Source organism: Enterobacter cloacae complex sp. P15RS (genome assembly GCF_014895905.1).
In the GTDB taxonomy this organism is placed as follows: domain Bacteria; phylum Pseudomonadota; class Gammaproteobacteria; order Enterobacterales; family Enterobacteriaceae; genus Enterobacter; species Enterobacter quasihormaechei.
Genome location: NZ_JADBQL010000029.1, coordinates 58,261 through 69,979, shown reverse-complemented (window position 1 = coordinate 69,979; position 11,719 = coordinate 58,261). Strand labels below are relative to the sequence as shown.

The following is an 11,719-nucleotide window of genomic DNA, read 5'->3' as shown; positions in this document are numbered from 1 at the left end:
CGATAAGCCTCGTTTAAAAATCGCTCATATGGTTTAGGAAATACCTAATTAAAATTATAAAGGTCAATTAAGATGAAACTTAAATTAGTTGCAGTGGCAGTCACTTCCATGTTGGCAGCAGGCGTTGTTAACGCGGCTGAAGTTTTTAACAAAGACGGTAACAAGCTGGATCTGTACGGTAAAGTTACAGGTCTGCACTATTTCTCTGATGATGCAGGTAGCGACGGCGACAAAACGTATGTTCGTCTGGGTTTCAAAGGTGAAACGCAGATCAACGATCGTCTGACCGGTTACGGCCAGTGGGAATATGAGTTCAAGGGCAACCGCTCTGAAGCTCAGGGTTCCGACGGCAACAAAACCCGTCTGGCATTCGCAGGTCTGAAATTCGGCGATGCAGGCTCCTTCGACTACGGTCGTAACTACGGTGTTGCTTACGACGTTGGCGCATGGACTGACGTTCTGCCAGAATTCGGTGGCGATACCTGGACGCAGACGGACGGCTTCATGACTGGCCGTACCACCGGCGTTGCAACCTACCGTAACACCGACTTCTTCGGTCTGGTTGACGGCCTGAACGTTGCCGCTCAGTACCAGGGTAAAAACGACCGTACTAATATCACCGAATCAAACGGTGACGGCTGGGGTCTGTCTTCTACCTATGAATTCGACGGCTTCGGCGTGGGCGCAACCTACGCGAAATCTGACCGTACTGACCGTCAGGTTCGTGCAGCAAGCAACCTGAACGCAGGCGGCGATAACGCAGAAGTATGGGCAGCGGGCCTGAAGTACGATGCGAACAACATCTACCTGGCAACCACCTACTCTGAAACCCGCAACATGACCGCGTTCGGTGACGGCCACGTTGCAAACAAAGCGCAGAACTTTGAAGTTGTTGCACAGTACCAGTTCGACTTCGGCCTGCGTCCGTCCATCGCTTACCTGAAATCCAAAGGTAAAGACATCGGCTCTTACGGCGACCAGGACCTGGTGGAATACATTGATGTTGGCGCGAGCTACTACTTCAACAAAAACATGTCCACCTACGTTGATTACAAAATCAACCTGGTTGATGACAGCCAGTTCACCAAAGATGCCAAAGTGGCGACCGACAACATCGTTGCTGTTGGTCTGACCTACCAGTTCTAAGACAGGTTCGTTATGAAAAGCCAGCCTCTGCGGCTGGCTTTTTTTATGCCTGCTCTCCTGCCTTCGCCAGACTAAACCAGATCCCGACCGCCAGGATCAGCAGCATGCCTCCCGCACTGCCTAACGCGACGCTGTGTGACGTGATAAACGCCGTTTTGGCTGCGTCAATCACCGAGTCAGCGAGGGCTGGCGTCAAGTCCTGCGCCACCTTGACCGCTTCGCCGATGGATGACGAGGCCTTATCTACAAGCGACGCGTCCAGCGCCTGCGGTAGCTCAATGGACGCCGAGAAGCTGCGGGTTAACAGCAGACCGAAAATGGCGATCCCCAGACCTGCCCCCAGCTCATAGGACATGGTTTCGATCGCGCCCGCGGCGGCGGCTTTCTCTTTCGGCGCGGCGGCCATGATCGCCGACGTGGAGGCGAGCAGCGCGCTGGCAGCGCTAAAGCCCAGCAGCACCATCAGGCTCCACGCCTGCCACTGTTGCGTACTGAAATCGAGCGTCGACAGGCCGATAAAACTGATCGCGCTTAGCCCCATGCCCCCGGCAGCGACAATGCGCAGCCCCAGACGTCCCACCAGCACGCCGGCAATCGGCCCGCTGAAGCCGCTCGCCACCATCACCGGCAGCATAAACATCCCTGCCTCAAACGGCGTAAAACCATGCACGAACTGCAACTCCTGCGCCATCAGCAGCTCAAAGCCCACCAGCGCAATCATGGCGGTCATCGCCATCACCACGCCGCTTAAAATGATGCGGTGGCAAAACAGGCGCATGTCGATCATCGGCACGCTCGCGCGCAGCTGGATACGGACGAAGACAAACAGCATCGCCGCCCCGGTCAGTAGGGTGCTGGCCACGATCCACGGGGACAGTACCCCTTTCAGGGCCGTTTTTGCGCTGTAAACCAGCAGCAGGATCGCCACAATCAGCATGATCGCATGGCTGATATTCAGCGGCTGCTCTGGCCGTCCCTGCTGAGCAGGCACAAAGCGCGCTGCGAGCGACACCACAATCAGGACAATGGGCACGTTAATCATGAACACCGATCCCCAGTAAAAGTGTTCCAGCAGCATGCCGCCAATCAGCGGGCCAAACGCCGCCCCGCCCGAGCCCACCGCCGCCCAGACGCCAAGCGCGATATTACGATGCCGCGCGTCGACAAACAGCGTGCGGATGGTCGCAAGCGTGGCCGGGATGATCATCGCCGCGCCAATCGCCAGCGATGCGCGGGCGGCAATCAGCCAGCCCGCCGTAGGTGCGAAGGCCGCCGCCAGCGACGACAGGCCAAACAGTGTACTGCCAATCATCAGCAGGCGCTTGAAGCCAATACGATCCCCCAGCGCGCCCATGGGCAGCACCATTCCCGCCATTACCAGCGAGTAGATATCAATAATCCACAGCAATTCGTTGCCGCTGGCACCCAGCGCCATGCTCAATGTCGGTGCGGCCACGTGCAGCACCGTCGCGTCAATCGCCACCGGGATATACACCAGCACGATAATGACTAACGCTAACCACTGACGAAACATAAATTTCCTTTTCAGTTAAAAACTGGACACATGTCCAGAATGCGATCCTACGTAAAGTTGAACGCTTGTCCAGCTCTTTGTTACACTCGTTGCGTTGCCATTGAGAGTGAGGAAATATGCGTTATCTGAGCAAGGACGAGCGTCGGGAAGAAATATTACACGCTGCGATGCGCGTGGCCCTGTCTGAAGGGCTATCGGCGATGACCGTCCGCCGCATCGCTACCGAAGCGGGCATCGCGACCGGACAGGTTCATCATCATTTTGCTTCGGCGGGGGAACTCAAAGCGCTGGCGTTTGTACGGCTGATCCGCGATCTGCTGGATGCGGAGGTCGTGGGTGAAAATGCCGGCTGGCGCGAACGCCTGCACGCCATGCTCGGCAGCGATGACGGCGGGTTTGAGCCCTACATTCGCCTGTGGCGCGAAGCCCAGATCCTGGCAAGTCGGGATAGCGACATAAAAGGTGCGTACGTTCTGACCATGGAAATGTGGCACCAGGAGACGGTGGCGATAATTCGTGCCGGGGCGGAGGCCAACGCCTTTACCCTCACCGACCGGCCAGAAAATATTGCCTGGCGCTTAATCGGGCTGGTCTGCGGTCTCGACGGTATTTACGTTTTAAATATGCCGGAAATGGACGATGCGGCATTTAATAAGCATCTGGACAAACTTATCTCCCTCGAATTGTTTTAATACTCCCATCGGAGTATTAATTTCCGTAAAAAGTTACATTTCGTAACACATAAAGCGAACCCTGATTCCCTTTCTAAACTCAGGGATTCGCTTTTTTTATCTATCCTTTCAGATGTATCCCAAAACATCCAATAACATCTACATACTACCAACAAGTATCTAACTGTTTTTAATTGTTTTTTCTCTTAATCTGATTGAGCAAGAGGGCGATATGTCACAACAAAGTGAGAAAAGTAATCAGCATCTATTGAGTAACTGGAAACCGGAAAACGCGCAATTTTGGGAAAATAAAGGGAAACATATCGCACGAAGAAACCTATGGATTTCCGTTGCTTGTTTACTGCTGGCGTTTTGCGTATGGATGTTATTTAGCGCCGTTGCGGTTAATCTTAATAAAGTCGGATTTAATTTCAGCACCGATCAGCTTTTTATGCTAACGGCATTGCCTTCCCTGTCCGGCGCGATATTGCGTGTCCCCTACTCTTTTATGGTCCCGATATTTGGCGGGCGTTACTGGACCGTGTTAAGCACCGTCATTCTGGTGGTTCCCTGCGTCTGGCTCGGGTTCGCCATTCAGAATACCGCCACGCCGTACTGGGTGTTTATCATCATCGCGCTGCTGTGCGGCTTTGCCGGGGCTAACTTTGCCTCCAGCATGGGCAATATCAGCTTCTTCTTCCCGAAAGCCAAACAGGGCAGCGCGCTGGGCATTAATGGCGGGCTGGGTAACCTGGGCGTCAGCGTCATGCAGCTGGTCGCGCCGCTGGTGATTTTCCTGCCAATGTTCACCTTCCTCGGCGTGCACGGCGTGCCGCAGGAAGACGGCTCAACGATGTGGCTGGCGAATGCCGCCTGGATCTGGGTACCGCTGCTCATTCTGGCCACGATTGCCGCGTTCTTCGGCATGAACGATATCGCCAGCTCGAAGGCGTCCATTGCCAGCCAGTTGCCGGTGCTGAAACGCTTTCACCTCTGGCTGCTGAGCCTGCTGTATCTCGCCACCTTCGGCTCGTTTATCGGCTTCTCGGCGGGCTTTGCCATGCTGTCGAAAACCCAGTTCCCGGACGTTAACATCCTGCATCTCGCCTTCTTCGGCCCGCTGATTGGCGCGCTGGCGCGTTCGGCGGGCGGAATGATCTCCGACCGGCTGGGCGGCGTGCGGGTCACGCTGATCAACTTCGTCTTTATGGCCGTCTTCAGCGCCCTGATTTTCCTGACGCTTCCCGGCTCCGGCTCCGGCAGCTTTATGGCGTTCTATCTGGTGTTTATGGGGCTGTTCCTCACCGCGGGTCTCGGCAGCGGATCGACATTCCAGATGATTGCGATCATCTTCCGCCAAATCACCCTCGACCGCGTCAAAAAGCAAGGCGGCACCGACGAGCAGGCGCAGCACGAAGCGGTGACGGAAACCGCCGCCGCGCTGGGCTTTATCTCCGCCATCGGCGCGGTGGGTGGATTCTTTATCCCTAAAGCGTTCGGCACATCGCTGGCCATGACCGGTTCGCCGGTTGGGGCCATGAAAGTTTTCCTCGTGTTTTACATCGTCTGCGTGTTCGTCACCTGGCTGGTGTACGGCCGCAAATCCTCAAAAAAATAATAACTACATTTTCGCCGGAGCGTGATGCATCGCCCTCCGGCAATGCTATCGAAGCAGGAGAAATGTCATGAGCAAACTGTTGGACCGCTTCCGTTACTTCAAAACAAAAGGCGACAGTTTCGCCGAGGGGCACGGGCAGGTGTATCACACCAACCGCGACTGGGAGGACAGCTACCGTCAGCGCTGGCAGTTCGACAAAATTGTGCGTTCCACCCACGGCGTGAACTGCACCGGCTCCTGTAGCTGGAAGATTTACGTTAAAAACGGCCTGGTCACCTGGGAAACCCAGCAGACCGACTACCCGCGCACCCGCCCTGACCTGCCTAACCACGAGCCGCGCGGCTGTCCGCGTGGCGCAAGCTACTCCTGGTATCTCTACAGCGCCAACCGTCTTAAGTACCCGCTGGTGCGCCGCAGGCTGATCGAACTCTGGCGCGAGGCGCTGGCGCAGCACAGCGATCCGGTGCTGGCCTGGGACGCCATCCAGAATGATCCGCAAAAGGCGCAGAGCTACAGGAAGGTGCGCGGTAAAGGCGGGTTTATCCGCTCGAACTGGAAAGAGCTGAACCAGCTGATTGCCGCCGCTAACGTCTGGACCATCAAACATTACGGCCCGGACCGCGTGGCCGGTTTCTCCCCTATTCCTGCGATGTCGATGGTCTCTTACGCCGCCGGTACGCGCTACCTCTCCCTGCTCGGCGGCACCTGCCTAAGCTTCTACGACTGGTACTGCGATTTGCCGCCCGCGTCGCCGATGACGTGGGGCGAACAGACGGACGTACCGGAATCCGCAGACTGGTACAACTCCAGCTATATCATCGCCTGGGGCTCGAACGTGCCGCAGACGCGTACTCCGGACGCCCACTTCTTTACCGAGGTGCGCTACAAGGGCACCAAGACCGTTGCGATTACGCCGGACTTCTCGGAGGTCGCCAAGCTGAGCGACCAGTGGCTGGCGCCCAAACAGGGCACCGACAGCGCCCTCGCCATGGCGATGGGCCACGTGATCCTCAAAGAGTTCCACCTCGATAACCCGAGCGACTACTTCCTCAACTACTGCCGACGCTACACCGACATGCCGATGCTGGTGCTGCTCGAAGAGCAGGCGGACGGCCGCCTGGTGCCGGGCCGGATGCTGCGCGCGTCCGATCTGGCCGACGGACTGGGGGAAGCCAACAATCCGGAATGGAAAACTATCGCCTTTAACGTGGCCGGGGATCTGGTGGTGCCAAACGGCTCCATCGGCTTCCGCTGGGGCGAAAAAGGCAAATGGAACCTGGAGTCGCTCGCCGCAGGCCAGGAAACCGAGCTGACGCTTTCCCTGCTCATGACCCACGACAGCGTGGCGGACGTCGCCTTCCCGTACTTTGGCGGCAACGAGAACCCGCACTTCCGCAGCGTGAAGCAGGAGCCGGTGCTGACGCGCCGCGTGCCGAGTAAAACCCTGACGCTGGCCGACGGTAGCCAGAGACGCGTGGTGAGCGTGTACGATCTGGTGCTCGCAAACTACGGCCTCGATCGCGGCCTGGAAGACAGCAACGCCGCGTTAAATTACGCCGAGATTAAGGCCTATACCCCGGCCTGGGGCGAGCAAATTACCGGCGTACCCGCCTACCTGATCGAAAAAATTGCCCGCGAGTTTGCCGACACGGCGCACAAAACCCATGGCCGCTCGATGATCATCCTCGGTGCCGGTGTGAACCACTGGTATCACATGGACATGAACTACCGCGGGATGATCAACATGCTGGTCTTCTGCGGCTGCGTCGGGCAGAGCGGCGGCGGCTGGTCGCACTATGTCGGCCAGGAAAAACTGCGCCCGCAAACCGGCTGGCTGCCGCTGGCCTTCGCGCTGGACTGGAACCGCCCGCCGCGCCAGATGAACAGTACGTCGTACTTCTACAACCACGCCAGCCAGTGGCGCTATGAGAAGCTCACCGCGCAGGAATTGCTCTCCCCGCTCGCGGACGCGTCGAAGTTTACCGGTCACCTGATCGACTTCAACGTTCGCGCCGAGCGCATGGGCTGGCTGCCGTCCGCACCGCAGCTCAACCTCAACCCGCTGCACGTGAAGGCCCGCGCCGACGCCGCCGGAATGTCGCCGCAGGATTACACCGTGCAGGCGTTGAAATCGGGGGATATCCGCTTCGCCTGCGAACAGCCGGACAACGGCAAGAACCATCCGCGTAACCTTTTCGTCTGGCGTTCAAACCTGCTCGGCTCGTCCGGTAAAGGCCACGAGTACATGCTGAAATACCTGCTCGGCACCGAGAGCGGGATTCAGGGTGAAGATTTAGGCTCAACGGACGACGTGAAGCCTGAAGAGGTCGAGTGGCAGACCGCCGCCATTGAGGGCAAGCTCGACCTGCTGGTGACGCTCGATTTCCGCATGTCCAGCACCTGCCTGTTCTCCGATATCGTCCTGCCTACCGCCACCTGGTATGAAAAAGACGATATGAATACTTCGGACATGCATCCCTTTATTCACCCGCTTTCCGCCGCCGTTGACCCGGCGTGGGAATCACGCAGCGACTGGGAGATCTACAAGGGCATCGCCAAAGTTTTCTCGGAGGTGTGCGTCGGGCACCTTGGGACCGAAACCGACGTGGTGCTTCAGCCGCTACAGCATGACTCTCCGGGGGAGCTGTCGCAGCCGTTTGATATCCTGGACTGGCGCAAAGGGGAATGCGACCTGATCCCCGGCAAAACCGCACCGAATATTGCGGTCGTCGAGCGCAACTATCCGGAAACCTATGAGCGCTTTACGGCTCTTGGGCCGCTGCTGGACAAGCTCGGCAACGGCGGGAAAGGCATTTCGTGGAACACGCAGAACGAGGTCGATTTCCTCGGTAAGCTCAACTACGTCAAGCTCGACGGTCCGGCGAAAGGCCGTCCGCGCATTGAAACGGCCATTGACGCTTCAGAGGTGATCCTCGCCCTTGCGCCGGAAACCAACGGTCAGGTGGCGGTCAAAGCCTGGGAAGCGCTGGGCGAACTGACCGGGCGCGATCACACCCATCTGGCGCTAAACAAAGAAGACGAGAAAATTCGCTTCCGCGATATTCAGGCGCAGCCGCGCAAAATCATCTCCAGCCCGACGTGGTCTGGCCTTGAGAGCGAACACGTGTCGTATAACGCGGGCTATACCAACGTGCATGAGCTGATCCCGTGGCGCACGCTGTCTGGCCGCCAGCAGCTGTATCAGGATCATGCCTGGATGCGCGCCTTCGGGGAGAGCCTGGTGGCTTATCGCCCACCGATTGATACCCGCAGCGTGACCCACATGCGCGAGATCCCGCCGAACGGCTTCCCGGAAAAAGCGCTGAACTTCCTGACGCCGCACCAGAAATGGGGCATCCACTCCACCTACAGCGAAAACCTGCTGATGCAGACCCTGTCGCGCGGGGGGCCCATCGTCTGGATCAGCGAAACCGACGCGCGCGAGCTGGGCATTGAGGACAATGACTGGATCGAAGCCTTTAACGCCAACGGCGCCCTCACCGCCCGCGCGGTGGTCAGCCAGCGCGTGCCGCCGGGCATGACCATGATGTACCACGCCCAGGAGCGCATTCTGAACATCCCGGGCTCGGAAGTGACCGGACGGCGCGGCGGGATCCACAACTCGGTCACCCGCGTCTGCCCAAAACCGACCCATATGATCGGCGGCTATGCGCAGCTGGCCTATAGCTTCAACTATTACGGTACCGTCGGCTCGAACCGCGACGAGTTCATCATGATCCGCAAAATGAAAAACATTAACTGGCTGGACGGCGAAGGTCGGGATCAGGTTCAGGAGGCGAAAAAATGAAAATACGCTCACAGGTTGGCATGGTACTGAATCTCGACAAATGCATTGGCTGCCACACCTGCTCGGTCACCTGCAAGAACGTCTGGACCGGGCGCGAAGGGATGGAGTATGCGTGGTTTAACAACGTGGAGACCAAGCCGGGCATCGGCTATCCGAAAAACTGGGAAGATCAGGACGAGTGGCAAGGCGGCTGGATACGTGGGATCCACGGCAAGCTGACCCCGCGCCTCGGCGGCAAAATGGGCGTGCTGTCGAAGATTTTTGCCAACCCCGTTCTGCCGCAGATTGACGATTACTACGAACCGTTCACCTTCGATTATCAGGATCTGCACCGCGCGCCGGAAGGCGATCACCTCCCTACCGCCCGCCCGCGCTCGCTGATTGACGGCAAGCGGATGGACAAAATCGTCTGGGGGCCAAACTGGGAGGAGCTGCTGGGCGGCGAGTTCGAAAAGCGCGCCCGCGACCGCAACTTCCAGAAGATCCAGAAAGAGATGTACGGCCAGTTTGAAAACACCTTCATGATGTATCTGCCGCGCCTGTGCGAGCACTGCCTGAACCCGAGCTGCGTGGCCACCTGCCCGAGCGGCGCAATTTACAAGCGCGAAGAGGACGGTATTGTGCTGATCGACCAGGACAAATGCCGCGGCTGGCGCCTGTGCATCAGCGGCTGTCCATACAAGAAAATTTACTTCAACTGGAAGAGCGGCAAGTCCGAGAAATGCATCTTCTGCTATCCGCGCATCGAGTCCGGCCAGCCGACCGTTTGTTCGGAGACCTGCGTCGGTCGCATCCGCTATCTCGGCGTGCTGCTGTATGACGCGGACCGCATCGAAGAGGCCGCCAGCACCGAACATGAGACCGACCTGTACGAGCGGCAGTGCGACGTGTTCCTGGATCCGAACGACCCGGCGGTGATTGAAGAAGCGCTGAAGCAGGGCATCCCGCAGAACGTCATCGACGCGGCGCAGCGCTCACCTGTCTACAAAATGGCAATGGACTGGAAGCTCGCCCTGCCGCTGCACCCGGAATACCGCACCCTGCCGATGGTCTGGTACGTGCCGCCGCTGTCGCCAATTCAGTCCTACGCGGATGCCGGCGGCCTGCCGCAAAGCGACGGCGTTCTGCCCGCCGTAGAGAGCCTGCGCATCCCGGTGCAGTATCTGGCGAACATGCTCAGCGCGGGCGATACCGGCCCGGTGCTGCGCGCCCTGAAGCGCATGATGGCGATGCGTCACTACAAACGCTCCCAGACCGTAGAAGGCGTGACCGACACCCGCGCCATTGAAGAAGTGGGCCTGACCGAAGCGCAGGTTGAGGAGATGTATCGCTACCTGGCTATCGCTAACTATGAAGACCGCTTCGTGATCCCGACCAGCCACCGTGAAATGGCGCGCGACGCCTTCCCGGAAAAAAATGGCTGCGGCTTCACCTTTGGCGACGGCTGCCACGGCTCCGATACCAAGTTCAACCTCTTTAACAGCAGCCGCATCGACGCGATTAACATCACCGAAGTGCGCGATCACGGGGAGGGAGAATAATGCAGATCCTTAAAATCATCGCGCTGCTGATTGAGTATCCCGATGAGCTGCTGTGGGAAAACCGCGAAGAAGCGCTTTCCCTGGTAGAACAGGACGCGCCCATGCTGCTGCCCTTCGCGCAGCAGCACCTGAGCGCCCCGCTGCTGGACAAGCAGGCAGAATGGTGCGAGGTATTTGAACGGGGCCGCGCGACGTCGCTGCTGCTGTTCGAGCACGTTCACGCCGAGTCGCGCGATCGCGGTCAGGCAATGGTCGACCTGATGAGCCAGTATGAGAAAGCCGGGCTGGAGCTGGACTGCCGCGAGCTTCCCGACTACCTGCCGCTCTATCTGGAATATCTCAGCCTCGTCACCGACGACGAGGCGCGTGAAGGTCTGCAAAACGTCGCGCCGATCCTGGCGCTGATTGGAGGTCGCCTTAAGCAGCGCGGCGTGGCGCATTACCAGCTGTTTGACGCCCTGCTGACGATGGCCGGTACGCGGCTTTCCAGCGACAGCGTGGCGAAGCAGGTGTCCGGTGAAAAACGGGATGATACCCGTCAGGCGCTGGATGCCGTGTGGGAAGAGGAACAGGTGAAGTTTATCGAAGACAACGCGACGTCGTGCGACAGTTCGCCGATGCAGCAATATCAACGACGCTTTAGCCAGGACGTCGCGCCGCAGTACGTGGACGTCAGCGCCGGAGGCCCAAAATGACGCATTATCTGAACGTATTTTTCTATGATATTTACCCGTATATCTGCGCCACCGTCTTTTTCCTCGGCAGCTGGCTGCGCTACGACTACGGACAATATACCTGGCGCGCCTCGTCGAGCCAGATGCTCAGCAAGCGCGGTATGAACTGGGGCTCTAACCTGTTTCATATCGGGATTTTGGGGATTTTCTTCGGGCACCTGTTCGGGATGTTAACCCCGCACTGGATGTATGCCTGGTTTTTACCCGTCGCGGTTAAACAGCAGTTAGCCATGATAGCGGGAGGCATTTGCGGCGTACTGACGCTGATTGGTGGGTCGATGCTGCTGATCCGCCGCCTCTTCAACCAGCGGGTGCGCGCGACCTCGACCACGCCGGATATTATCATCATGAGTATCCTGCTGCTTCAGTGCATCCTGGGGCTGTCGACCATTCCTTTCTCCGCTCAGTATCCTGACGGGAGCGAGATGATGAAGCTGGTCGGCTGGGCGCAGGGGATCGTGACGTTCAGGGGGGGCTCGTCGGAAATGCTGAGCGGCGTCGCGCCGATCTTCCGGGTGCATCTGGTACTGGGGATGACGATTTTCCTCATCTTCCCGTTCACCCGCCTGGTGCACGTGTGGAGCGCGCCGTTTGAGTATTTTACCCGTCGGTATCAGGTGGTGAGATCGCGTCGTTGATTTTGTCGGGTGGCGGCTTAACCTTACCC

At 58.3% G+C, this 11,719-nt stretch carries 8 protein-coding genes; 7 read left to right on the top strand and 1 reads right to left on the bottom strand.

What is annotated here, in order from left to right:
• Positions 1–72 precede the first annotated feature (72 nt).
• The gene (gene ompC, locus IM267_RS17835; protein WP_193033958.1) at positions 73–1,146 is read left to right on the top strand and encodes a porin OmpC; all 1,074 of its coding nucleotides are present in this window, start codon (positions 73–75) and stop codon (positions 1,144–1,146) included.
• Positions 1,147–1,189: 43 nt separating this feature from the next.
• Here the strand turns inward: ompC and IM267_RS17830 are convergent, their stop codons facing one another.
• Complete coding sequence (locus IM267_RS17830) at positions 1,190–2,680, bottom strand: MFS transporter (protein ID WP_193033957.1); 1,491 nt, start codon at positions 2,678–2,680, stop codon at positions 1,190–1,192.
• A 116-nt stretch (positions 2,681–2,796) separates the two neighbouring features.
• Between IM267_RS17830 and IM267_RS17825 the strand changes: the two genes are divergently transcribed.
• The 6 genes from IM267_RS17825 to narI all read left to right on the top strand — a co-directional run bounded on the left by IM267_RS17825 (position 2,797) and on the right by narI (position 11,690).
• Positions 2,797–3,372, top strand: coding sequence for a TetR family transcriptional regulator (locus tag IM267_RS17825; protein ID WP_102751140.1), 576 nt, complete (start codon positions 2,797–2,799; stop codon positions 3,370–3,372).
• A 211-nt stretch (positions 3,373–3,583) separates the two neighbouring features.
• Positions 3,584–4,969 (top strand): NarK family nitrate/nitrite MFS transporter, encoded by a 1,386-nt coding sequence (locus tag IM267_RS17820; protein ID WP_063451251.1) that lies wholly within the window; start codon positions 3,584–3,586, stop codon positions 4,967–4,969.
• A gap of 67 nt (positions 4,970–5,036) precedes the next feature.
• Positions 5,037–8,777, top strand: a complete 3,741-nt coding sequence (locus tag IM267_RS17815) for a nitrate reductase subunit alpha (protein ID WP_193033956.1) — start codon at positions 5,037–5,039, stop codon at positions 8,775–8,777.
• Positions 8,774–10,318 carry a nitrate reductase subunit beta gene (narH, locus tag IM267_RS17810; protein ID WP_063451249.1) on the top strand — a complete coding sequence of 515 codons (1,545 nt, stop codon included), beginning with the start codon at positions 8,774–8,776 and terminating at the stop codon, positions 10,316–10,318. The genes IM267_RS17815 and narH overlap by 4 nt, the downstream gene beginning before the upstream one ends.
• A complete protein-coding gene (gene narW, locus IM267_RS17805) occupies positions 10,318–11,013 on the top strand; it encodes a nitrate reductase molybdenum cofactor assembly chaperone (RefSeq protein ID WP_063866655.1) in 696 nt (231 codons plus the stop codon). The genes narH and narW overlap by 1 nt, the downstream gene beginning before the upstream one ends.
• On the top strand, positions 11,010–11,690 hold the full coding sequence (gene narI / locus IM267_RS17800) for a respiratory nitrate reductase subunit gamma (RefSeq protein WP_063451247.1): 681 nt from the start codon (positions 11,010–11,012) through the stop codon (positions 11,688–11,690). The genes narW and narI overlap by 4 nt, the downstream gene beginning before the upstream one ends.
• The last annotated feature ends 29 nt before the right edge of the window (positions 11,691–11,719 follow it).

Coding starts and splice junctions, on each gene's coding strand:
- ompC (WP_193033958.1), top strand. CDS start 73: ATGAAACTTAAATTAGTTGCAGTGGCAGTCACTTCCATGTTGGCAGCA.
- IM267_RS17830 (WP_193033957.1), bottom strand. CDS start 2,680: ATGTTTCGTCAGTGGTTAGCGTTAGTCATTATCGTGCTGGTGTATATC.
- IM267_RS17825 (WP_102751140.1), top strand. CDS start 2,797: ATGCGTTATCTGAGCAAGGACGAGCGTCGGGAAGAAATATTACACGCT.
- IM267_RS17820 (WP_063451251.1), top strand. CDS start 3,584: ATGTCACAACAAAGTGAGAAAAGTAATCAGCATCTATTGAGTAACTGG.
- IM267_RS17815 (WP_193033956.1), top strand. CDS start 5,037: ATGAGCAAACTGTTGGACCGCTTCCGTTACTTCAAAACAAAAGGCGAC.
- narH (WP_063451249.1), top strand. CDS start 8,774: ATGAAAATACGCTCACAGGTTGGCATGGTACTGAATCTCGACAAATGC.
- narW (WP_063866655.1), top strand. CDS start 10,318: ATGCAGATCCTTAAAATCATCGCGCTGCTGATTGAGTATCCCGATGAG.
- narI (WP_063451247.1), top strand. CDS start 11,010: ATGACGCATTATCTGAACGTATTTTTCTATGATATTTACCCGTATATC.